Annotated in this window: 21 protein-coding genes; 14 read left to right on the top strand and 7 right to left on the bottom strand. The window is 69.2% G+C overall.

What is annotated here, in order from left to right; all coding sequences use genetic code 11:
* The first annotated feature begins 17 nt into the window (after positions 1-17).
* The 8 genes from BLTE_RS17205 (at position 18) to BLTE_RS17170 (ending at position 9933) form a co-directional block, all read left to right on the top strand.
* Positions 18-767 (top strand): electron transfer flavoprotein subunit beta/FixA family protein, encoded by a 750-nt coding sequence (locus tag BLTE_RS17205; RefSeq protein WP_126401836.1) that lies wholly within the window; start codon positions 18-20, stop codon positions 765-767.
* A complete protein-coding gene (locus BLTE_RS17200) occupies positions 767-1714 on the top strand; it encodes an electron transfer flavoprotein subunit alpha/FixB family protein (RefSeq protein ID WP_126401835.1) in 948 nt (315 codons plus the stop codon). Before BLTE_RS17205 ends, BLTE_RS17200 begins: the two co-directional genes overlap by 1 nt.
* 368 nt (positions 1715-2082) lie before the next feature.
* Positions 2083-2964, top strand: a complete 882-nt coding sequence (locus BLTE_RS17195; protein WP_126401834.1) for a 3-hydroxybutyryl-CoA dehydrogenase — start codon at positions 2083-2085, stop codon at positions 2962-2964.
* A 400-nt stretch (positions 2965-3364) separates the two neighbouring features.
* A complete protein-coding gene (gene argH / locus BLTE_RS17190) occupies positions 3365-4762 on the top strand; it encodes an argininosuccinate lyase (RefSeq protein WP_126401833.1) in 1398 nt (465 codons plus the stop codon).
* A 106-nt stretch (positions 4763-4868) separates the two neighbouring features.
* On the top strand, positions 4869-5084 hold the full coding sequence (gene lptM, locus BLTE_RS17185) for an LPS translocon maturation chaperone LptM (RefSeq protein WP_244600042.1): 216 nt from the start codon (positions 4869-4871) through the stop codon (positions 5082-5084).
* A 16-nt stretch (positions 5085-5100) separates the two neighbouring features.
* Complete coding sequence (lysA, locus tag BLTE_RS17180; RefSeq protein WP_126401831.1) at positions 5101-6366, top strand: diaminopimelate decarboxylase; 1266 nt, start codon at positions 5101-5103, stop codon at positions 6364-6366.
* Between the two features lie 137 nt (positions 6367-6503).
* Positions 6504-7205, top strand: a complete 702-nt coding sequence (locus tag BLTE_RS17175; protein ID WP_126401830.1) for a hypothetical protein — start codon at positions 6504-6506, stop codon at positions 7203-7205.
* 172 nt (positions 7206-7377) lie between these two features.
* Complete coding sequence (locus tag BLTE_RS17170; protein WP_244600041.1) at positions 7378-9933, top strand: TIGR02302 family protein; 2556 nt, start codon at positions 7378-7380, stop codon at positions 9931-9933.
* Between the two features lie 369 nt (positions 9934-10302).
* Here the strand turns inward: BLTE_RS17170 and BLTE_RS17165 are convergent, their stop codons facing one another.
* The 4 genes from BLTE_RS17165 to BLTE_RS17150 are packed head-to-tail and all read right to left on the bottom strand — an operon-like array spanning position 10303 to position 12638.
* A complete protein-coding gene (locus BLTE_RS17165; protein ID WP_126401828.1) occupies positions 10303-10674 on the bottom strand; it encodes a response regulator in 372 nt (123 codons plus the stop codon).
* A 33-nt stretch (positions 10675-10707) separates the two neighbouring features.
* Positions 10708-10938, bottom strand: a complete 231-nt coding sequence (locus tag BLTE_RS17160; protein ID WP_126401827.1) for a hypothetical protein — start codon at positions 10936-10938, stop codon at positions 10708-10710.
* Positions 10935-11540: a hypoxanthine phosphoribosyltransferase gene (gene hpt, locus BLTE_RS17155; protein WP_126401826.1), complete on the bottom strand. Its 606-nt coding sequence runs from the start codon at positions 11538-11540 to the stop codon at positions 10935-10937. Before hpt ends, BLTE_RS17160 begins: the two co-directional genes overlap by 4 nt.
* A gap of 6 nt (positions 11541-11546) precedes the next feature.
* Positions 11547-12638 carry a zinc-ribbon domain-containing protein gene (locus tag BLTE_RS17150; RefSeq protein ID WP_126401825.1) on the bottom strand — a complete coding sequence of 364 codons (1092 nt, stop codon included), beginning with the start codon at positions 12636-12638 and terminating at the stop codon, positions 11547-11549.
* Positions 12639-12878: 240 nt separating this feature from the next.
* Here BLTE_RS17150 and ftsE point away from each other — a divergent pair, with 240 nt between their 5' ends.
* The 4 genes from ftsE (at position 12879) to BLTE_RS17130 (ending at position 16062) form a co-directional block, all read left to right on the top strand.
* Positions 12879-13538 (top strand): cell division ATP-binding protein FtsE, encoded by a 660-nt coding sequence (gene ftsE / locus BLTE_RS17145; RefSeq protein WP_126401824.1) that lies wholly within the window; start codon positions 12879-12881, stop codon positions 13536-13538.
* A 2-nt stretch (positions 13539-13540) separates the two neighbouring features.
* The gene (locus BLTE_RS17140; protein ID WP_244600040.1) at positions 13541-14491 is read left to right on the top strand and encodes a cell division protein FtsX; all 951 of its coding nucleotides are present in this window, start codon (positions 13541-13543) and stop codon (positions 14489-14491) included.
* Positions 14492-14565: 74 nt separating this feature from the next.
* Positions 14566-15246, top strand: a complete 681-nt coding sequence (locus tag BLTE_RS17135; protein WP_126401823.1) for a YdcF family protein — start codon at positions 14566-14568, stop codon at positions 15244-15246.
* A 57-nt stretch (positions 15247-15303) separates the two neighbouring features.
* Positions 15304-16062, top strand: coding sequence for a lysophospholipid acyltransferase family protein (locus tag BLTE_RS17130; protein WP_244600039.1), 759 nt, complete (start codon positions 15304-15306; stop codon positions 16060-16062).
* 58 nt (positions 16063-16120) lie between these two features.
* Here BLTE_RS17130 and BLTE_RS17125 read toward each other — a convergent pair whose 3' ends face one another.
* Positions 16121-16744: a gamma-glutamylcyclotransferase gene (locus BLTE_RS17125; RefSeq protein WP_126401822.1), complete on the bottom strand. Its 624-nt coding sequence runs from the start codon at positions 16742-16744 to the stop codon at positions 16121-16123.
* Positions 16745-16850: 106 nt separating this feature from the next.
* Between BLTE_RS17125 and BLTE_RS17120 the strand changes: the two genes are divergently transcribed.
* Complete coding sequence (locus tag BLTE_RS17120; protein ID WP_126401821.1) at positions 16851-17882, top strand: DUF2125 domain-containing protein; 1032 nt, start codon at positions 16851-16853, stop codon at positions 17880-17882.
* A gap of 351 nt (positions 17883-18233) precedes the next feature.
* Positions 18234-19952: a mechanosensitive ion channel family protein gene (locus BLTE_RS17115; RefSeq protein WP_160140655.1), complete on the top strand. Its 1719-nt coding sequence runs from the start codon at positions 18234-18236 to the stop codon at positions 19950-19952.
* 44 nt (positions 19953-19996) lie between these two features.
* Here BLTE_RS17115 and metW read toward each other — a convergent pair whose 3' ends face one another.
* Both metW and metX read right to left on the bottom strand, forming a co-directional pair.
* Positions 19997-20674 carry a methionine biosynthesis protein MetW gene (gene metW, locus BLTE_RS17110; RefSeq protein ID WP_126401819.1) on the bottom strand — a complete coding sequence of 226 codons (678 nt, stop codon included), beginning with the start codon at positions 20672-20674 and terminating at the stop codon, positions 19997-19999.
* Positions 20671-21858 carry a homoserine O-acetyltransferase MetX gene (gene metX / locus BLTE_RS17105; RefSeq protein ID WP_126401818.1) on the bottom strand — a complete coding sequence of 396 codons (1188 nt, stop codon included), beginning with the start codon at positions 21856-21858 and terminating at the stop codon, positions 20671-20673. The genes metW and metX overlap by 4 nt, the downstream gene beginning before the upstream one ends.
* Positions 21859-21969 lie beyond the last annotated feature (111 nt).

The raw sequence follows: 21969 nt of genomic DNA, 5'->3' as shown, positions 1-21969 counted from the left end.
CCGGCGGGGAGATTTGGATGAAGGTTCTGGTGCCCGTGAAGCGGGTGGTCGATTACAACGTCAAGATCCGCGTCAAGGCGGACGGTTCGGGCGTTGATCTCGCCAATGTCAAGATGTCGATGAACCCGTTCGACGAGATCGCCGTCGAGGAGGCTATCCGACTGAAGGAGAAGGGCACGGCGACCGAGATCGTGGCGGTGTCGGTCGGCCCGGCGCAGGCCTCCGAGACGCTGCGCACCGCGCTCGCCATGGGCGCCGACCGCGGCATCCTGGTGAAGACCGATGCGGTGGTCGAGCCGCTGGCGGTCGCCAAGATCCTCGCCAAGCTGGTCGAGGCCGAGGCCCCGGGCCTCGTGATCATGGGCAAGCAGGCGATCGACGACGACTGCAACCAGACCGGCCAGATGCTGGCCGCCCTGCTCGGCTGGCCGCAGGGCACCTTCGCCTCCAAAGTGGTGGCGGCCGACGGCTCGCTCGACGTCACCCGCGAAGTCGATGGCGGCCTCGCCACCGTGCGGCTGAAGCTGCCGGCGGTGGTGACCACCGACCTGCGGCTCAACGAGCCGCGCTATGCCAGCCTGCCCAACATCATGAAGGCCAAGAAGAAGCCGATCGACGAGAAGACGCCCGACGCGCTCGGCATCGACGTCTCGCCGCGCCTGAAGGTGCTCAAGACCGCCGAACCGCCCGCCCGCAAGTCCGGCTCCAAGGTCGGCTCGGTCGAGGAGCTGGTCGCCAAGCTCAAGAACGAAGCGGGGGTGCTGTGATGACGACGCTGCTGATCGCCGATTACGCCGCGGGCCATCTCTCCGACGCCACCGCCAAGGCGCTCACCGCCGCCCGCGGGCTCGGCGCCCCGGTCCATGTGCTGGTGGCGGGCGAGGGCGTGCGCGCCATCGCCGAGGCCGCAGCCGCCCTCGACGGCGTGGAGAAGGTGCTGCTCGCCGACGACGCCCGCTACGCCCATGTGCTGGCCGAGCCGGTCGCCGCCCTCGTGGTGTCGCTCGCCGGCGGCTATGGCGCGGTGGTCGCGGCTGCCACCACCGCCGGCAAGAATCTGATGCCGCGCGTTGCCGCCCTGCTCGACGTCATGCAGGTGTCCGAGATCACCAAGGTGGTTTCGCCCGACACGTTCGAGCGGCCGATCTATGCCGGCAACGCCATCCAGACCGTGCAGTCGACCGACACGGTGAAGGTGCTCACCGTGCGCACCGCGAGCTTCGCCGCCACCCCGGCGGGCGGCGCGGCGGCGCCGGTCGAGGCGGTCGCGCCTGCGGCCGACCCCGGCCTCGCAAGCTTCGTCGGCGAGGAGCTGTCGGTCTCCGACCGGCCGGAGCTGACCTCGGCCAAGGTGGTGGTGTCGGGCGGCCGGGCGATGCAATCGCGCGAGAACTTCACCAAATACATCGAGCCGCTGGCCGACCGGCTGGGGGCGGCGGTGGGCGCCTCGCGCGCCGCGGTCGATGCCGGCTTCGCCCCCAACGACTGGCAGGTCGGCCAGACCGGCAAGGTGGTGGCGCCGGACCTCTACATCGCCGTCGGCATTTCGGGCGCCATCCAGCATCTGGCCGGCATGAAGGACTCCAAGGTGATCGTGGCGATCAACAAGGACGAGGAGGCGCCGATCTTCCAGGTCGCCGACTACGGCCTGGTGGCGGATCTCTATCAGGCGCTGCCGGCGCTGCAGGACGAACTGGCCAAGATCGGCAAGTGAGTCGGCATCGTTGGAGTCGGCGTCGTTGAGTCGGCGCCGTGGAGCCGGCAGAAACCGGAACCATGGGGTCGGCCGAAATGTATGTCGGCAAACGAGTCTGCGGGCGATCCGGCTTCCGGCGCCCGCACCGTGATCGCGGAACCACACTCGCCAAAAATCCTTGTACGATAATGGATTGTTGGCGACTCGAACTCGGAAATCCGGCTTGATCAGCCCGATTTCATGTGACACGAACGCCGGCCCCCGCGCCGGGGTTCGTGTCATACGGATTGCGGCCGGTCAGGTCGGAATCCGTATCAGGCTGGAATCCGTATAAGGTGCTCTCGCGCGGCGGGACGGCTCTCCGCGCACCTGGGCGAGTGGGAACGATGACGTTCGAAATCAAGAAGGTTGGGGTCATCGGCGCCGGCCAGATGGGCAACGGCATCGCCCATGTGTGCGCCGCGGCCGGCTACGACGTCGTTCTCAGCGACGTGTCCGAGGATCGCGTCAAATCGGGCCTCGCCACCATCACCGGCAACATGGCCCGCCTCGTCACCCGCGGCAAGCTGACGGACGAGGCGCGCAAGGCCGCGCTCGACCGCATCAAGCCCTCGGTCGGCCTCGCCCGGCTCGCCGACTGCAATCTGGTGATCGAGAGCGCGGTGGAGAAGGAGGATGTCAAGCGCAAGATCCTGGTCGATCTGTGCGCCGTCCTCAACCCCAGCGCCATGATCGCCACCAACACCTCGTCGATCTCGATCACCCGGCTCGCCGCGGTGACTGACCGGCCCGAGCGGTTCATGGGCATCCACTTCATGAACCCGGTGCCGCTGATGGAGCTGGTGGAGCTGGTGCGCGGCATCGCCACCGGCGAGGAGACCTTCGAGGCCTCCAAGGAGTTCGTGCGGCGGCTCGGCAAGACCTATGCGGTGGCGGAGGATTTCCCGGCCTTCATCGTCAACCGCATCCTGCTGCCGATGATCAACGAGGCGGTCTACACGCTCTATGAGGGCGTCGGCACCGTCGAGGCCATCGACACCGCCATGCGGCTCGGCGCCAACCACCCGATGGGGCCGCTGCAGCTCGCCGATTTCATCGGCCTCGACACCTGCCTGTCGATCATGCAGGTGCTCTATGAGGGGCTGGCCGATTCCAAGTACCGGCCCTGCCCGCTCTTGGTGAAGTACGTCGAGGCCGGCTGGCTCGGCCGCAAGACCCAGCGCGGCTTCTACGACTATCGCGGCGAGAAGCCGGTGCCGACCCGCTAGGGCATTCTCCGCAAAATTGGATACCGGTTTTGCGAAAGAGAATGCGATAGTTCAAAGAGTTAGAATGCCCGATCTGATGCAGTCAGATCGAATCGCGCTCTGAAGCATTCTCCGCAAGAGCGCGAACCGCTCCTGCGGACGGGACTGCGACAGATCAAACCGCGGAGCGTGCGCTTGATTCGCGCAAATCGGCGGGCGCGCTGACAGACGGCGCCGCGGTGCGCGACGGATCGCGCCCGCCACCTTGCCCCCACCGCCGCCGATCCCTTAGAACACCCCCGGTCCGGCGAGGGCCGCTGCGGAAAGCCGGGCATTCCTCCACGTCCGGGGGCGTCGCCGCCTTGGCGCTTCCGTCTGCCCGGTGCTCGTGCCCCCGCCGTCTCAGCCTCGGAGAACGATCATGAGCAACAGGATGTGGGGCGGCCGCTTCGCCTCGCCGCCCGCCGAGATCATGGCGGAGATCAACGCCTCGATCGGCTTCGACAAGCGCCTGCACGCCCAGGACATTCGCGGCTCGATGGCGCATGCCGCCATGCTGGCGGCCAAGGGCATCATCTCGGCCGAGGACGCCGCCGCCATCCGCTTTGGACTCGCCGCCATCGAGGCCGAGATCGACGCCGGCACCTTCCAGTTCTCGCGCGAGCTGGAGGACATCCATCTCAATATCGAGGCGCGGCTGACCGAGCGTATCGGCCCGGCGGGCGGGCGGCTGCACACCGCGCGCTCGCGCAACGACCAGGTGGCGACCGATTTCCGCCTGTGGGTGCGCGACACGCTGGATACGCTCGACCTCCAGTTCAAGGACTTCCAGCAGGCGCTGGCCGAAAAGGCGCTGGCCCACGCCGCCACGGTGATGCCGGGCTTCACCCACCTTCAGACCGCCCAGCCGGTGACCTTCGGCCACCATCTGCTGGCCTATGTCGAGATGACCGCGCGCGACCGCGGCCGCCTCCAGGATGCCCGGCGGCGACTCAACGAATGCCCGCTGGGCTCGGCGGCGCTGGCCGGCACCTCGTTCGGAATCGACCGCGACATGACCGCGGCCGAGCTCGGCTTCGACCGGCCGACCGCCAATTCGCTGGATGCGGTCTCCGACCGCGACTTCCTGATGGAAGCGCTTTCCATGGCCGCGATCGCCGCCGTCCATTTGTCGCGGCTGGCCGAGGAGATCGTGATCTGGACCTCGGCGCCGTTCGGCTTCGTGCGCCTGTCGGACGCCTTCACCACCGGCTCCTCGATCATGCCGCAGAAGAGAAACCCCGACGCCGCCGAGCTGGTGCGTGCCAAGACCGGACGCATCACCGGCGCGCTGATCGGCATCCTCACGGTGATGAAGGGCCTGCCGCTGGCCTATGCCAAGGACATGCAGGAGGACAAGGAGGGCGGCTTCGATGCGCTGGCCACCCTGTCGCTGGCGCTCGCCGCGATGGCCGGCATGATCCGCGATCTCGAACCCAATGCCGGGGCGATGAAGGCCGCTGCCGGCGGCGGCTATTCCACCGCCACCGATCTCGCCGACTGGCTGGTGCGGCGCCTCAATCTGCCGTTCCGCGAGGCCCACCACGTCACCGGCCGCATCGTCGCCGCCGCAGCCGCCACCGGCCTCGCCTTGGACGAACTGGGGCTTGATGAGATGCAGGCGATCGAGCCGCGCATCACCGCCGAGGTGTTCGAGGTGCTGTCGGTCGAGAACTCGGTGAAGAGCCGCACCTCCTATGGCGGCACCGCCCCGGCCAATGTCGAGGCCCAGGCCAAGCGCTGGCTGGAAAAACTGGCGGCCGAGGGCGGCGCGGCGTAGACAAGGCAGAGATTTTGCCGGCTCGGGCGTCCGTCGCGACCTCGGGCCGGACGTTCGGACTGCACGGCCCCGCTTGATACGGCCCTGCTTCATGGAGACGACCCGCGTGAGTGCGATTCTCCCCTCCCGCCGCCGCCTGTTCCTCCTCGCCGGCGCGCTTGCCCTGGCCGCGGCCACGGCGGGCTGCGGCCGCAAGGGCGCGCTGGAGCCGCCGCCCGGCAGCTGGGAGCCGCCGCCCGGCACCGACAGGGACAAGGCCAAGCCGCCCAAGGGGCCGGTCAAGCCGAAGGATCCGATCCTGCTCGACAAGCTGCTGAACTGAGCTTCACCGGCACGCCATGAACCATTTCGCCTATCGCGGCGGCGCCCTGTTTGCCGAGGACGTCGCATTGGCCGAGATCGCCGCGCGCGTCGGCACGCCGGTCTACTGCTATTCGACCGCGACGCTCGCTCGCCACTATCAGGTGTTCGACGAGGCGCTGGCCGGGCTCGACCATCTGATCTGCTACGCGCTGAAGGCCAATTCCAATCAGGCGGTGCTGGCGACGCTGGCCGGGCTCGGCGCCGGCGCCGACGTGGTCTCGGGCGGCGAGCTTGCCCGCGCGCTCACCGCCGGCATCCCGGCCGATCGAATCGTGTTCTCCGGCGTCGGCAAGACCGAGGCGGAGCTTGCCGCCGCGCTGGACGCCGGCATCCTCTGCCTCAACGTCGAATCCGAGCCCGAATTGGCGGCGCTGTCGAAGGTGGCCCAGGCGAAGGGCAAGGTCGCCGCGGTGTCGCTGCGCATCAATCCCGACGTCGATGCGAAGACCCACAAGAAGATCGCCACCGGCAAGGCTGAGAACAAGTTCGGCATCCCGCGCGCCAAGGCCCGCGCCGTCTATGCCGAGGCGGCGAAGATGCCCGGCATCCGGGTTGCCGGCGTCGACATGCATATCGGCAGCCAGATCGTCGATCTGGCGCCGTTCGAGGACGCCTTCGCCATCCTCGCCGAGCTGGTGGGCGAGCTGCGCGCCGACGGCCACGCCATCCACCACGTCGATCTCGGCGGCGGGCTCGGCATCCCCTACCGCACCGACAACGAGCCGCCGCCCGAGCCGCTGCGCTATGGCGAGATCGTGCGCCGGCACATCGCCCCGCTCGGCTGCCGGGTGATCATCGAGCCCGGCCGGCTGATCGTCGGCAATGCCGGGGTGCTGCTGGCCAGGGTGCTCTACGTGAAGGAAGGCGAGGCCAAGACCTTCGTCATCACCGACGCCGGCATGAACGACCTGATCCGCCCCACCCTCTACGAGGCGTTCCACGACATCCGGCCGCTGAAGGAGCCCCCGCCCGGCGGGCCGCGCATGATCGCCGACGTGGTCGGCCCGGTGTGCGAGACCGGCGACTTCCAGGCCCAGGACCGCGATCTGCCGGAGATGAAGGCCGGCGACCTCATCGCCATCCTCACCGCCGGCGCCTATGGCGCGGTGCAGGCCTCGACCTACAACACAAGGCCGCTGGTGCCGGAGGTGCTGGTGAAGGGCGACGAATGGGCACTGGTGCGCCCGCGCGTCGAGGTCGAGGAGTTGATCGCCCTCGACCGCCTGCCGCCCTGGCTGTGAGCGGTGCAGCGGCAGCGAAATAACATCAGTACTTTCTGTTCGTTCAGTGAGAGGCCGCTTCGATCAAGGATATTCGCCGAGCGCCATTCTACAATTTATAATATCATTCTCTGCATTGATATTGATTCGAGACTGCGGTGCCCATTACCTACGGCAAACCACTTCTAGAGCCGCCTGCATACTTTTCGATCGCAGGCATGTACGGCTGCAGCAAATCAGAAATAATTAGCAGGCTGAGAGACGCAGAACGCCCATCTCCCAGTATATATACGCCAGCGGTAGATCTTTTTATCGCTGTACTTGAGAAGAAAATTTCATTCAAAGGCGCAATAGTTCAGGCTTCTCGTCTTCCGGAGCCGCAAAATCGTTGCGCAACTAACGTGTTGCTAGAAGCAGACAATTTCCTTTCTCTTGAATCTGCGCATTGCATCACCAAGATACCCGACATAGCCCTGCCAATCGGCAGCGAGTTGAAAATAAACGTATCTCCAATATGGCTTAGAAGGATAGGCAATATTTTTCGCGTATTGTCATTGTATTTTTGGAAGAAAAAACTCACTTCAGGGCAATTAAGCGCGGTGGGGGCAATAATCAAAGGTGGAATATCATGCTGCCGCAGCGATCTATCTGGACTTGAAATTGATTTGATAGCGATTAGCGAGAATGACCTATTAAGTAGGAGAACATTTGAACGATACGGGTGGGATCGCTTAAAACCGCTGAATGAGGGCGATCTCGAGAAGTTTTTGTCACTATTCCGCGAGTCGTGGCGAGAATATAGAGCTAACGGCCCGCGAACTCCCCAAACGAGACACAAGAAGGATTTATTCTCACCTTAATTTATGCGCCGCAAAGATTTTCGATTCTGATTTAATTGCGCTCATTGGACCCAAGCAATCACTCCCACCTTCCCCCCGTCCCTCCCCTAGCGCTGACGCGCTCGTGTGCGCGGGCGCACTTTCGGCCGATTCGGCCCGTGTTATGCTTGCTTGGGATGTCCCCGGAGCTTGCGTGACCGACACCCTACGGAACGAACCGCCTGACCCCCGCCCGCCGGAGGCCCCCGCCAGCCTGTCGCTGGCGACGGCGCTGGATCATGCCCGCCGCGTGCTGCTGTGGGAGCAGGTCTGGCCGCCGCTGGTGCGCCTCGCCGCGGCGATCGGCCTGTTCCTGGCCGCCTCCTGGGCCGATCTGTGGTCGGTGATGCCGCCGTTCGCCCGGCCGCTCGTGCTGTTCGGCTTCATCGTGCTCGCCGCCTATGCCGGGGCGCCGCTGCTGCGGCTGCGCCGGCCCAACCGCGCGGCGGCGCTGCGGCGGCTCGACGCGGTGTCCGGACAGCCGCACCGGCCGGTGAGCGCGCTCGACGACCGCCTCGCCACCCGGCGCGACGACCCGATGTCGCGGGCGCTGTGGGAAGCGCACCGCGAACGCATGCTGGCACAGAGCGGCACGCTCGATGCCGGCCTGCCGAGCCCGCGCATGGTGGAGCGCGACCCGTGGGCGCTGCGCGCGCTCGTGCTGCTGCTGGTGGTCGCAACCTGGTTCATGGCCGAGGGCGACCGCGGCCGCCGCATCCTGACGGCGTTCGACTGGAGCGGCGCGGCCTCGGCGCCGCCCTACCGCATCGACGCCTGGGTGACGCCCCCCGCTTACACCGGCCGGCCGCCGCTCTTGCTGTCAGGCGTGCGCTCCGGCGAGCCGGTGAGCGAGGCCCGCGGCTCCGGCCCGATCGAGGTGCCGGCCGGCAGCGTGGTGACGGTGCGGGCGACCGGCCTCGGCACCCTGGCGCTGCGCACCCAGGGCGGGCTGGAGGACCTCTCCGGCCAGGGCGACGCCCCCGCCCCACCCGCCGGCACCATCGAGCGGCGCTTCGCCATCACCGGCGGCGGAGAGTTGTCGCTGCACGATGTCGGCGAGGCCGACCTGAAATGGTCGTTCGCCGCCGTGCCCGACCGCCCGCCCGCCGTCAGCCTGACGCGCCCGCCCAATGCGGTGGGGCGCGGGGCGCTGTCGCTCGCCTACCGGTTGGAGGACGATTACGGCGTGATCTCGGCCGAGGCCCGCCTGCGGCTCGGCGACGAGGTCCAGGCCGGCCGCCCGCTCTATGCGCTGCCGGTCCTGCCGCTCGCGCTGCCGCAGGCCCGCACCCGCGCCGGCACCGGCGAGACGGTGAAGGACCTCACCGACCTGCCCTTCGCCGGGGCCAAGGTGACGCTGACGCTGCACGCCCGCGACGACGCCGGCAATGAGGGCCGCAGCGAGCCGGCCGAGCTGGTGCTGCCGCAGCGCAGCTTCGCAAACCCGGTGGCGCGGGCGCTGGTCGAGCAGCGCCGCATCCTGGCGCTCGACGCCAACCGCCGGCCGCAGGTCGAGCGCGCGCTCGACGCCCTGGCGATCGCGCCCGAGCGCTTCACGCCCGACCCCAGCCTCTATCTCGGCCTGCGCAGCGCCTTCTGGCGGCTCGCCAATGCCCGCGACGACGACGATCTGCGCGGCGTGGCCGATTATCTGTGGGAGATCGCGGTCCAGGTCGAGGACGGCGACCTCGCCGACGTCGAGCGCGAGCTGCGCGCCGCCGAGGACGCCCTGCGTGAGGCGCTGGAGCGCGGCGCCACCGACGAGGAGCTGAAGCAGCTCACCGACGCCCTGCGCCAGACGCTCGACCGCTTCCTGCGCGAGCTGGCCGAGGACATGCGGCGCAACCAGGGCCAGGACGCCCAGAGGGCGACGCCCGACCGCAACGCCCGCATCCTGCGCCCGCAGGACCTGCAGAACATGATCGACCGGCTGGAGAACCTCGCCCGCTCCGGCTCCCGCGATGCCGCCCGGCGCATGCTGGAGGAGCTGCAGGCGATGCTCGACAGCATCGACCGCCGCCGCTCCGGCGACATGGCCGAAGGCCAGGACGGCAACCGCGACGCGCTGGACGAGCTGGGCGACATGATCCGCAACCAGCAGCAGCTGCGCGACCGCACCTGGCGCGAGGGCCGCGAGCAGCGCGAGCGCCAGCGCCGCGGCGAGGCCGACCCCGAGCGCAGCGACCGGCTGGACGATCTGCAGCACGACCAGGAGGCGCTGCGCCAGAAGCTCGACAATCTGCTCGACCAGCTCCAGCGCTCGCGCCGCGAGCAGGGCACCGGCGAGGCCGGCGAGAGCGAAAGCGCCGAGGGACCGGAAGGCCAGGCGTTCGGCCGCGCCCGCGAGGCGATGCGCGATGCCGAGCGCCGGCTCGGCGGCGGCAATGCCGACGGCGCGGTCGATTCGCAGGGCAAGGCGCTGGAGAATCTGCGCCGCGGCGCCCAGAGTCTGGCGCAGAACCGCCAGGGCGAAGGCCAGGGCCGTATGGGCAGCCGCAGCGGCCCCGCCAGCGAAAATGACACCGACCCGCTCGGACGGCCGCGCGCCGGCAACCGCGACCTCGACACCACCAGCCAGGACCGCATCCCCGACGCCATCGACGCCCAGCGCGCCCGCCGGGTGCTGGAGGAGCTGCGCCGCCGGCTCGGCGAGGCCGAGCGTCCGCGCCTTGAGCTCGACTATCTGGAGCGCCTGCTTCGGGAGTTCTAGAGCATTCTCCGCAAAAGTGGGCACCGGTTTTGCGAAAGAGAATGCGATAAACCAAGAACTTGGAGCGTCCGCCCGGTGAAACCGGATTGGCGGACGCTCAGAGGACGGCGAGGCCCAGGCTGTCGTCCCGGGCAAGCGGCTGAAAGCCGCGCGACCCGGGACCGTTTCCAGGAAGGGAGACCCTCGTCCGGAGGACGATCCCGGCTCGGCGCTTCGCGCCGTCCGGGATGACAAAGGATGGAGAGGTCGTCGTCCCGGGCAAGCAGCGAAGCTGCGCGAACCGGGACCGTTGGCCGGAAGGGGAACCAATTCCGGAGAACGATCCCGGCTCTCGCGCACGCTCGGCCGGGATGACGCGACCGGAGCCGTTTATCCCGTCGGCGTCAGCACCGCTGCCACCGCCGCCCGCAGCTCGGGCAGCGTGAAGGGCTTGGAGAGCACTTCGCGCACGATGGCATCGAGGCCGTGGGCGCGCTCGCGCTGGTCGGCATAGCCGGTCATCAGCAGGATCGGCAGGCCGGGATAGTCGCGCGCCGCCGCCAGAGCGAGCGCGATGCCGTCCATCACCGGCATCTGGATGTCCGACAGGAGCAGGTCGAAATGGCCGTCCTCGCGGCTCAGAATGTCGAGCGCGGCACCCCCGTCCTCGGCGGCGGTGATCTCGTGCCCCTGGGCGGCGAGCGCCCGCACCACCAGGGCGCGAACCTCGGAATCGTCTTCGGCAATCAGGATACGCGCCATCGCTTCACTCCGTCCCCCACGGAACCCAGCCGGTCATACGGTTGTCCGGCTGATCAAGCCGGACAACCGTATTCCGTTCGCCGAAAAACCCGTTGTGTAACAAGGGGTTTTCGGCGAGACCGCTTCCGGTATCCCGAAGGGATCAACCGGAAACCGCATCACGCCGGTTTTTCGCATCCATTTCGCCGAAAATTCCCTTTCAAAATGATGATTTTCGGCAAGACCGGCTCCGAGGTTCCGCAGGAAATCCGGAACGGCAATCACCCGGCATCGGCCTCATCGTGCTCGACCACGCCGACGAACGGCAACTGGCGGAAGGCGTGGGCGATATCCATGCCGTAGCCGACCACGAACAGGTCCTCGCAGCGGAAGCCGAGGAAGTCGGCGTCGATCTTGACGGCGCGCTTGCCCGGCTTCTCCAGCAGCACGCAGGTGAGCACCCGGGCGGCGCCGCGCGCGGCCAGGAGATCCTTGGCGAAGGCCAGCGTGCGGCCGGATTCGAGGATGTCGTCGATCAGCAGCACGTCGCGGCCGCGCACCTCGCTCTCGACGTCGCGCAGGATCTGCACCCGTCCCGATGAGACGGTCGAGGTGCGGTAGCTCGACAGGATCATGAACTCGACCTCGGGCGCGACGCCCGCGGCGTGCAGCGCCCGGATCAGATCGGCGGCGAACACGAAGCTGCCCTTGAGCACGCACACCACCAGGAGCCGCTGGGGCTTGATGGCGGCGATCTCATGGGCGAGCGCGCGGTTGCGGGCGGCGATGGTCTCGGCGTCGTAGAGGACGCGCACGGAAGGAAGCGGCGGCACCACGGCCGGGTTCGGGTCAGGGGTGTCGGCGGGGGGGTGGTCCGAAGGCGACATGAGCTCTCAGGGCTTGGAGTTGGCCAGATCCCGCTTGCGCAGGAAACGCACCACGACCTCCTGGCCATCCTGCGGCGGGGCGGCGAGACGGCTGCGCAGCGCGAAGCTCTCGCCGGCCTTCAGCATGGGCTGCGGCGGCTCCGCCGTCCAGACATAGAGTTCGCGCCCGCCCGCGCCGAGAATCGCCATGCGCAGCTTGGGCACCTCGGCCGCCTTGGGGCCGGGATTGAACACGAAGCCCTCGATCGACAGCACCGGCACGCCGTCCACGGCGGTGCGCATCGCCCGCACCTCGTGAAGCTGCAGCCCGCGCAGGTTCACCTCGATCCCGAAGAGCCGATAGAAGCCGGCGAGGCTCGGCGCCAGCCGTACGAGGTCGCTGCGCCAGATGAACAGCACGGCGACCGCCACCAGCAGCGCCGTCGCCGCGACACCCAGCAGACGCGACAGCACGCCCGGCTTGGCCGGTGCGGAGGGCCGGCGCAGCCGTGGGGCGGTCGCCTCGCCATCGTTGGAGCCGCCATCCGAGGGGCGCCCGTCGAGCCGGATGGCGTCGAGGGACGCGGTCTCCAGCGCGCGCCCGGCCGGTGAGCGGGTTTCGTCGACGCCATCGGCATCGTCCGCATCCGGCCCGTCGCCCGTCGGCGACCTGGGCTCGTCCCCGAAGGCATCGCCGGCCGGCAGCGCGTCCTGCGGCGCCAGCGGCGGCGCATCGGCCGCGTCGATCATCGCCTCCTCGGCATCGAGCGGCCGGTCGACGGCGATGATGTCGTCGCCGTCGATCTGGAAACGCGGGTCGGCCTCGGGCTCATTGCCCCAGCCTTCGGTGGCCCAGCCTTCGGTGGCCCGGGATTCGGCCGTCTGGGAGTCGGCATCCGAAGCGTCGGCGGCCGAGGCCGCGGCCGTCGGAAGTGTGTTCCTGCCCGCGGCCCGCCCCGCCGCCTCGGCGGTTTCGAGGTCGGGCTCGGGCACGAGGTCGGCCGGCATCGCCGTCCAGACGTGCTGGCAGTGCGAGCAGCGCACCGTCCGCCCCGCGGCCGTGATCGCGGCCGGCGGAATGCGAAAGGCGGAGGTGCAGGAAGGACAGACGAGCAGCATGGCCGACCCAGGGGTTTCGCCGCCACTGTGCCCCGGCGACCCTTAACGGATTGGAAACCTCGTTTCGAATTTTCGGCCACCGCGGGCAGAACGGTTCGAACCGCCGCGGGCGGGCCACGGCCCGCCTGCCGCCGCAATTGCGTGGCGGAGATGTGGCGGAGTTCCAGCGGCGATCATGTCATGGCAGCGTTATGACATGGCGGCGTTCAAGAATCCGTTGAGCCGGTCCGGGGGGTGCGCGTGATCCGTTTCGAGAATGTCGGTCTGCGCTACGGCATGGGGCCGGAGGTTCTGCGCGACCTCACCTTTTCGATCGAGCCGCATTCGTTCCAGTTCCTCACCGGCCCGTCGGGGGCGGGCAAGACCTCGCTGCTGCGGCTGCTGTTCCTGTCGCTCAAGCCGACGCGCGGGCTGGTGTCGGTGTTCGGGCGCGAGGTGACGGGGCTGGCGCCCGACGAGGTGGCGGCGATCCGCCGCCGCATCGGCATCGTGTTCCAGGATTTCCGCCTGCTCGACCACCTGACCACCTACGAGAACGTGGCGCTGCCGCTGCGGGTGATGGGACGGGAGGAGGCGAGCTACCGCATCGAGGTGACCGAGCTTCTGCGCTGGGTGGGGCTCGGCGAGCGCGCCTCGGCGCTGCCGCAGACGCTGTCGGGCGGCGAGAAGCAGCGCGCCGCCATCGCCCGTGCGCTGATCGCCCGCCCCGACCTGCTGCTCGCCGACGAGCCGACCGGCAATGTCGATCCCACCCTCGCCCGCCGCCTGCTCAAGCTGTTCGCCGAATTGCACAAGTCCGGCACCTCGGTGGTGATCGCCACCCACGATCTGGCCCTGATGGACCAGTTCGACGCCACCCGCTTCGTGCTCGCCGGCGGTCGGCTGCACGTCTACGATTGAGCATGGCCACGATGAAGCCGATGTCCGCCGATCCCGACGCGATGGACCCCGCGAGCACGATCCGGCCGCCCGGTCCGATCATCCCGTCGGGCAGCATCTCCGGCAACGCGCTGGTGGCGGTGGTGGCGATCATGACCTTTCTCGCCGCCTTGGCCATCGGCGCGGTGGGGCTGGTGCATGTCGCCGCCGCCGATTGGCGCGCCGAGGTAGCGCGGGAGATGACCATCCAGATCCGCCCGGTGGACGGGCGCGACGTCAATGACGACGTGCGCCGCGCCAGCGAGGTCGCCCGCGCCACGCGCGGCGTCGACGGCGTGCGCGTCTACGCCCAGGCGGAATCCGAACGCCTGCTCGAGCCATGGCTGGGCTCGGGGCTCGACCTCACCGGCCTGCCGGTGCCGCGGCTGATCGGCCTGCACGTCGGCGGGACGGGTCTCGATTCGGCGGCGCTGCGCCGGCAACTGGCCGAGAAGGTGCCGAACGCCAGCCTCGACGATCACCGCACCTGGTCGGCCTATCTGGTGACGATGGCCGACACGGTGGTGGCCGTCGGCATCGGCGTCACCGCGCTGGTGCTGGCCGCTACCGCGCTGTGCGTGGCTTTCGCCACCCGCGGCGCGGTGTCGATCAACCGCAACATCGTCGAGGTGCTGCATCTGGTCGGCGCCCGCGATTCGTTCATCGCCAGCCAGTTCCAGCGCCACTTCCTGCTTCTGGGGCTGAAGGGCGCGGCGATCGGCGGCCTGCTCGCCACCGTGCTGTTCCTGACGGTCAGCCTGATCGCCGGCAGCGGGCTCGCCGACGGGGCGGGCGGCGCGGCGGCGCTGCTCGGCAGCATGTCGCTGCCGCGCCAGAGCTATGTCCTGATCGCCGCCCTGGTGCTGGTGGTGGCGGCCGTCACCGCGCTGACCACCCGCGCCACGGTGCGCGCAACGCTGCACTCGTTCGATTGAGTCGGGCCGGGGCGCCGCGCAAACCCGATTCACAGGCCGATGCCGCGCGCTTATGATTCGCCCCGGAGAGGGGCATGACCATAGGGCAGAACCGAGAGCCGGCGATACCGCCGCGGCGCCGGTTCCACCTGTTCCGGCTGGCGCTGGAGCTGGTGGGGTTGGCGACGCTCGTCGGCCTGTGCGCCGGCATCGGCGGGTTCTTCTGGTTCGCCGCCGGGATCGACATGGAGGAGCGGCCGCTGAGCGAGAAGGCGGACGCCATCGTCGTGCCGACCGGCGGCGCCTCGCGCATCGAGGACGGGCTGGTGCTGCTGGGGCGCGGCCTCGGCCAGCGGCTCTTGATCACCGGCGTCAACCGCTCGACGCGGGCCGAGGAGCTGGCCCGGCTCGCCCCGCAGAACGCGACGCTGTTCGCCTGCTGCGTCGATATCGACCGCCGCGCCCTCAACACCAACGGCAACGCCATCGAAACCGGAGTGTGGGCCCGCCGGCACGGCTTCCGCTCGCTGATCGTCGTCACCTCGGCCTACCACATGCCGCGCGCGCTGGTGGAGCTCGGCGGCGCCATGCCGGACGTCGCGCTGATCCCCTTCCCGGTAATCTCCGACCAGCTCCGCGCCGAGCCGTGGTGGACGAGCCCGCGCACCGCCCGGCTGGTGGCGCTGGAATATGTCAAGTTTCTCATGGCCCATGTCCGCCTCCGGCTCGACCCGCCGGCGCACGCCGCCGCGCTGGCGACCGCCCAGTCCCGCTGAAGGCTCCGACAACCCCGCCCAGAGGACCGGCCGACAAACCGGCAAAGGAACCCGCCCGTGCTGCTGCTGCGCTCGCTCGCCTTCAACTTCTTGTTCTATCTCAGCGTTCTGGTCCATGCCGTGCTCTTCATGCCGACGCTGGCGATGTCGCGGCAGGCGGTGATCCGGGCCACCCAGAGCTGGGCGCGTACCGTGGATTTCCTGCTGCGCACCGTCGTCGGCGTGCGCATCGAGTGTCGCGGCCTGGAGAACATTCCGCCCGGCCCGCTGCTGGTCGCCGCCAAGCACCAGTCGGCCTGGGAAACCTTCGGCCTGCTGCTGTTCCTGACCGACCCGGTGTTCGTGATGAAGCGCGAGCTGATGCGGATCCCCTTCTATGGCTGGTACTGCCGGCGCGCCGGCATGATCCCGGTCGACCGCTCGGGCGGCGGCGCGGCGCTGCGCCGTCTCGCCGAGGATGCCCGCGGCGCCATGGCGCTGGGCCGGCAGATCATCATCTTTCCCGAGGGCACCCGCCGGCCGGTCGACGCGGCTCCCGACTACAAGCCCGGCATCGGGCTGCTCTACGGTCAGCTCGGCGTGCCGTGCGTGCCGGTGGCGCTGAATTCCGGGCTGGTGTGGCCGCGGCGCACCTTCCGCCGCTATCCCGGCACCATCATCGTCGAGTTCCTGCCGCCGATCCCGCCCGGCCTGCCGCGGGCGGAGTTCATGGCCCGCCTGCAGGAGGGGATCGAGCGCGCCAGTACCGCCCTGGTGGCGGAGGGGCGGGCGGGCGCCATCGGCCCGCAGCCGGTGGCGGAGACGACCGCAAGCTGACCGTCCGGGTTTTTCTCCTCCGTCGGTGCGGGGCGCGGAAAGGAAAGCGCCTGTCGGCTCACGCCTTGTCGGCGCTGCTCCACAGCCGCTCGGCCAGCCAGGACAGCCCGTCGTCGCGGATGCCGAGCCGCTCCAGCTCGGCCACCGTCGCCAGCACATAGTCGCGATTGGGGCCGGAGCGGCCGTGGCCCTGGCGGACGAGGTGGAGCTGCTCCTCGCGCGTCAGATTGCCGGCATACTGCGGATGGGCGCGGTCGATGACATAGACCAGCGCCAGCACCTCGCGCGCCGGGTGGCTGGCGAGCCGCACCCGCCGGTGCACCTCGCGATAGGCCTTGGTGGTCTGCTCGCGCTCGCGCAGATAGGCCAGCGTCTGCGGCCAGACGCCGTCCTCGACGCGGTAGGCGACGCCGCGGCACTGGCCGCCGAGATCGAGCCCGAGCACCAGACCCGGCCGCTCCGGCGTGCCGCGATGGACGTGCGAATAGAGGCAGAGCGCGCGGTGGGCGCCGATCAGGCGCGCCGGATGGCGCTCGACGAAGGCAAAGTCCGGCCGCCACATCAGCGAGCCGTAGCCGAACACCCAATGGCCCGAGACGTCGATCTGCGGTGCCGGATCGGCATTGCTGGGGTCCGCTGCACATGCGTTGACAGCAGCGTCGTAAACCGGTGCTTTCGCCATGATTCCCGACTAGAGCATTTTCGGTGAATGTTGGAACCGGATTTGCGGAAAAGAAGTGCCGCAGACCGGGAACCGAGCCCGCTCAGCCCCAGATCCGCGATTGCCGATGCCGTCCTCCCGCCGTTTCAAGCTTCTTGCCGCTCTCATCGTGCTGCTGGTGCTGGCCCTGGCCGGCTGGTCGGCACTGTGGTTCACGGCGCGCGACCGCGTCGAGGCCGAGATCGACCGCGCCCTGGCGCGCGAGGCCCGCGCCGGGCGGCAGATCGCCTGCGCCGAGCGCACCCTCGCCGGCTTCCCGTTCCGCATCGAGATGACCTGCGCCCGGCCGCTGTTCGCCCAGAGCCGCGGCCAGCTTCTGGAGGTCACCGCGGCCCGGCTGACGGCGCACGCCGTGGTCTGGCAGCCGCGCCGTGTGCGCATCGACATCACCGGCCCGCTGCGCGTCGCCGAGCCAGGCCCAGGCGGGCGCGAGATCGCCGAGGTCGCGTTTTCGGCCGCCACCGCCGAGGCCCTCTATGATTGGAGCGGCCGCCACGGTCTGACCGCCTCGGCCCAGAACATCGCCATCCGCCTCGCCAGCGCCGCCGAGCCCTATCGCAGCCCGCACGCCGAGCTGGTGATGCGCCGCAAGGCCCAGGACGGCGACGGCGGCCACCCGGTCGAGATCACCACCGCGGTGTCGCGCCTCGAAGGGCCGCTGCAACTGCCCGGCATCCATGGCGCCATCGACCTCGATGCCGAGCTGACCGTCTCCGGACTCGACCGGGTGCACGGCGCCACCCAGGCCGAGCGGCTGCGGAGCTGGGCCGGAGCCGGCGGGCGCGCCGAGATTGCGCGGCTGCGCGTTCTCAGCCCCGGCGCGGCGAGCGAGACCTCGGGCACGCTGGCGCTGGACACCCGCGGCCGGGTCAATGGCGCGCTGAAGGTTCTGGTGCACGGGATCGACCAGATGCTCGGCGACCTGATCGAGCGCCGCCTGATGCCGCGCGAGATGATGACGATGGTGCCGACCCTGGCGGCGCTGAGCCAGAAGGGCGACATCGACGGCCGCCCGGCGATGGTGCTGCCGGTCAATCTGCGCGAGGGGCTGATCCGCATCGGCCCGATGCCGGTCGGCGCCCTGCCGCCGGTGTTCTGACGCGGGATCCGGCTGATCGGACCGGCGCTTTACTGCAGAGCGCGAGTGGCCGGCAAGGCGGCGTCCGCTCGCCCTGCGGACTCGGCCCTTCGGATCATCTCCTGCGCCCGAGACTTGTCATCTTCTGCGTCCAAGACTTGACCGGCGGCGCCGATTGGCCGACCAGGACCGGTCCGTTCCGATCGTTGAGCCGAACAGCCGCAAAGGATCAAGATGGCGATTTCCATTCGCGACACGATGAAACGCGCCCCACGGAACCCGTTCTGCATGTATTTGCCTGCCGCGCCCGCCCCTGTTCAGCGGAGACGCACCAAACGCCCGGCATTCATCAGATTCCTGCTGGCGATCTTCTTGACCTTGAGCGTGTCGGTGGCGGTGGCGCAGACCGCGCCGAGCCCCGCCCCCCAGACCGCCCCGGCACAGGCCCCCGCCAAGGACGCCCTCGGCCGCGAGACGCCGCAAGGGTTGGTGACCGGCCTGATCAGTGCGTTTGCCGCCGGCGACTATGACCGCGCCGCCCGCTTCTTCACCACCAAGAAGATTGCCGGCAACGCCGGCACGGCCGCCTCAAGGGCAGCGCTGGCCAAGACGTTCCAGCAGGTTCTCGACCGCAACGGCCGGCTGACCACCCCGGCCGAGCTCAGCACCGATCCGAACGGCCGTATCGACGACGGGCTGGGCGAAGGGCTGGAGCGCATCGGCACGATCCAGACCGAGGACGGCAAGGTCGAGCTTCTGGCCGAGCGGGTCGAGAGCGACGGCGTCATGGTCTGGGTCATCTCGGCCAAGACGCTCTCCGCCATCCCCGCTCTGGCGCGGACGAATCCCGACAGCCTGTCGTTCGCCGCGCTCACCAATTACGTCCCGGCCGGCCCGGTGGTCGGCGGCGCCCCGGTTGTGCACTGGGGGATGCTGCTGGTCATCGCCGGGCTGGCCTATGTGGCGGCGTGGCTGGTGATCCTGCTGGTGCGCCTCATCGTGCGGCTGATCAAGCGCGCCCACGGCGAGACGACGGTGACCCGGTTCATGGAGGCTGCCGCCGCACCTGCCCGCCTGCTGCTCACGGCGGTGCTGTTCGTCGTCGCCCTGCGCTGGATCGAGGTCACCGTCGTCATCCGCTACTACGCGGAATTCGGGGCGCAGCTCACGAGCTGGTTCGGCCTCGCCTGGCTGATGTGGCGCCTGTCGGGCGCGGCGGGCGAGGTGGCGCTCGGCCGCATGTCGCGGCGCGGCCAGCTGTCCGCCTATGCCATCGTCAGCTTCCTGCGGCGCGTGTTCCAGGGCCTCGTCGCGCTCGCCCTGGTGGCGGCGCTGCTGCACGTGTTCGGCATCGACTTCACCACCGCCCTGGCCGCGCTCGGCATCGGCGGTCTGGCCATCGCGCTGGGCGCCCAGAAGTTCTTCGAGAACCTGATCGGCAGCCTGACCCTCATCCTCGACCAGCCGGTGCGGGTGGGCGACTTCTGCCGCTTCGGCACCGCGCTCGGCACGGTGGAGGACATCGGCATGCGCTCCACCCGCATCCGCACCCTCGACCGCACCGTGCTCACCGTGCCGAACGGCGAGTTCTCGGCGCTGCACATCGAGAACTTCTCACGCCGCGACCGCTTCTGGTTCCACCCCACCCTCAGCGTCCGCTACGACACCGATCCCGAGCAGATGCGCTTCCTGCTGCAGGAGCTGCGCGCCATGCTCTATGCCCATCCGCGGGTCGATCCCGACCCGGCGCGGGTGCGGTTCATCCGGCTCGGCGCGAGCTCGCTCGACATCGAGATCTTCGCCTACGTCTATGCCGTCAATATGGACGACTATCTCGAAGTGCAGGAGGATCTGCTGCTGCGCTGCATGGAGATCGTCGCGAAGAGCGGCAGCGGCTTCGCCTTCCCGTCGCAGACCGTCTATGTCGCGCGCGATTCCGTCCGCGACGGCGAGAAGGCCACGGCGGCGCGCGACTCGGTCAAGCAGTGGCAGGAGGCCGGCGAGCTGCAGGTGCCGCGCTTCCACCCCGACCGCATCCGCGAACTGCGCAACACACTCGAATACCCACCGCCGGGCGCAGCCGTGCGGTGACGGGGGCGGTGATGCGGAATCTGGCCTTCAGGCCGGATTTCGTGTCACCCCCGCCGGTGCAGCAGGAACACCCCCTGCTCGCCGAACAGGTTCCAGAACCACCACGGCACGTCCACCCGCACCGGCCGGCCGTAGCGGTCGAGCGCCACCGCCTTCTCCATCTCGGCATCGAGCTCGTGCACCAGTTCGACGAAGTCGCGGATGGTGCAGAAATGAATATTGGGCGTGTCGTACCAGCTGTCCGGCAGGTTCTCGGTCACCGGCATCTGGCCGCGCAGCAGAAGGTGGGCGCGGATGCGCCAGTGGCCGAAATTGGGGAACGACACGATGCCGCGCCGGCCGATGCGCAGCATCTGCTCGATCACCCAGCGCGGCCGGCGCATCGCCTGCAGCGTCTGCGACAGCACCACATAATCGAAGGCGTCGTCGGGATAGTCGGCAAGGTCGGTGTCGGCGTCACCCTGGATCACCGCCAGCCCCTTGGCCATCGAGGCCGCCACCCCCTCGCGCGAGATCTCGATGCCGCGGGCATCGGCGCCGCGGGTCTCGGCCAGGAGGCGCAGCAGCGCGCCGTCGCCGCAGCCGACGTCGAGCACCCGCGCGCCCGGCGCGATCATGCCGGCCACCGTGAGGAGGTCGACGCGCGCGCCATGGGTGCCGTTCGACGGCTTGGCCGGCGCCGCCGTGGCGATGTCCGCGGCAGGTCTGTCCAGCGAGGTCATGACGCCACCTTCAGGCCGCGCGCCTTGGCGGCGGCGTCGAGGAAGCCGCGCACCGTGGTGGTGAGCTCGGGCACGTCGAGCAGGAAGGCGTCGTGGCCCTTGTCGGTCTCGATCTCGACGAACGATACCGAGGCTGCCGCCGCATTCAGCGCCTTGACGATCTGGCGCGATTCGGAGGTCGGGAACAGCCAGTCGGAGGTGAAGGAGATGACGCAGAACCGCGTCTTCGAGCCCCGGAAGGCGCGCGCCAGCACTCCGCCATGGTCGGCGGCGAGGTCGAAATAGTCCATCGCCCGCGTCACATAGAGATAGGAGTTGGCGTCGAAGCGCTCGACGAAGCTCAGGCCCTGGTGGCGCAGATAGCTCTCCACCTGGAAGTCGGCGTCGAAATGGAAGCCGGGCGCGCTGCGGTTCTGGAATCGGCGGCCGAACTTCGAGTGCAGCGCCGCTTCCGACAGATAGGTGATGTGGGCGCCCATGCGGGCGACCGCGAGGCCCTTCTCGGGGCGGGTGCCGGCCTCCAGATAGTGGCCGCCGCGCCATTCCGGATCGGCCATCACCGCCTGCCGGCCGACCTCGCCGAAGGCGATGTTCTGGGCCGAGTGGCGGGCGGCCGCGGCGATCGGCAGCGCCGCGAACACCCGCTCCGGGTAGCTCGACGCCCACTGCAGCACCTGCATGCCGCCCATCGAGCCGCCGGCCACCGCGAACAGCGTGTCGATGCCGAGATGGTCGATCAGCCGCGCCTGGGCATCGACCATGTCGTGGATGGTCACCACCGGCAGATCGAGCCCCCACGGCTTGCCGGTGGCCGGGTTGGTCGAGGACGGGCCGGTGGTGCCCATGCAGCCGCCCAGCACATTGGCGCAGATGATGAAGAAGCGGTCGGTGTCGAGCGGGCGGCCCGGGCCGACCATGGTCTGCCACCAGCCCGGCTTGCCGGTGACCGGGTGGGAATTGGCGACATGCTGGTCGCCGGTCAAAGCGTGGCAGATCAGGATGGCGTTGGAGCGGTCAGCGTTCAGCGTGCCGTAGGTCTGGTAGGCGCACTGCCAGGGCGCCAGCACCGCGCCGGAGACGAGCTTGAGCGGCGCCTCGGCGCCGAACCGCACGACAGGCGACGACGGCTCGTCGGCCTCACGCCGCGCCAAGTCGAACGCCTTTGCTTTCTCGTGCTTGGTCATACTGGTCCTGACAGCTTTGTGGAACCGTTCCGTTCTCGTCAAGCGCCGTTTCGTTCGGTACAACGAACGAAACGGCCGGACAAGCGGCCTCCACCGCAGGCGGGGCCGCTT

The organism is Blastochloris tepida (assembly GCF_003966715.1).
In the GTDB taxonomy this organism is placed as follows: Bacteria; Pseudomonadota; Alphaproteobacteria; order Rhizobiales; family Xanthobacteraceae; genus Blastochloris; species Blastochloris tepida.
This window is presented reverse-complemented; position numbering and strand designations above follow the sequence as displayed.

Excerpts from the sequence above, each read along its gene's own strand:
- BLTE_RS17165 (WP_126401828.1), bottom strand. The coding sequence starts at position 10,674 with ATGGCGCGTATCCTGATTGCCGAAGACGATTCCGAGGTTCGCGCCCTG.
- BLTE_RS17195 (WP_126401834.1), top strand. The coding sequence starts at position 2,083 with ATGACGTTCGAAATCAAGAAGGTTGGGGTCATCGGCGCCGGCCAGATG.
- BLTE_RS17205 (WP_126401836.1), top strand. The coding sequence starts at position 18 with ATGAAGGTTCTGGTGCCCGTGAAGCGGGTGGTCGATTACAACGTCAAG.
- lysA (WP_126401831.1), top strand. The coding sequence starts at position 5,101 with ATGAACCATTTCGCCTATCGCGGCGGCGCCCTGTTTGCCGAGGACGTC.
- BLTE_RS17200 (WP_126401835.1), top strand. The coding sequence starts at position 767 with ATGACGACGCTGCTGATCGCCGATTACGCCGCGGGCCATCTCTCCGAC.
- BLTE_RS17120 (WP_126401821.1), top strand. The coding sequence starts at position 16,851 with ATGCCGTCCTCCCGCCGTTTCAAGCTTCTTGCCGCTCTCATCGTGCTG.
- BLTE_RS17150 (WP_126401825.1), bottom strand. The coding sequence starts at position 12,638 with ATGCTGCTCGTCTGTCCTTCCTGCACCTCCGCCTTTCGCATTCCGCCG.
- hpt (WP_126401826.1), bottom strand. The coding sequence starts at position 11,540 with ATGTCGCCTTCGGACCACCCCCCCGCCGACACCCCTGACCCGAACCCG.
- metW (WP_126401819.1), bottom strand. The coding sequence starts at position 20,674 with ATGACCTCGCTGGACAGACCTGCCGCGGACATCGCCACGGCGGCGCCG.
- argH (WP_126401833.1), top strand. The coding sequence starts at position 3,365 with ATGAGCAACAGGATGTGGGGCGGCCGCTTCGCCTCGCCGCCCGCCGAG.
- BLTE_RS17125 (WP_126401822.1), bottom strand. The coding sequence starts at position 16,744 with ATGGCGAAAGCACCGGTTTACGACGCTGCTGTCAACGCATGTGCAGCG.
- metX (WP_126401818.1), bottom strand. The coding sequence starts at position 21,858 with ATGACCAAGCACGAGAAAGCAAAGGCGTTCGACTTGGCGCGGCGTGAG.
- BLTE_RS17135 (WP_126401823.1), top strand. The coding sequence starts at position 14,566 with ATGACCATAGGGCAGAACCGAGAGCCGGCGATACCGCCGCGGCGCCGG.
- BLTE_RS17140 (WP_244600040.1), top strand. The coding sequence starts at position 13,541 with ATGGCCACGATGAAGCCGATGTCCGCCGATCCCGACGCGATGGACCCC.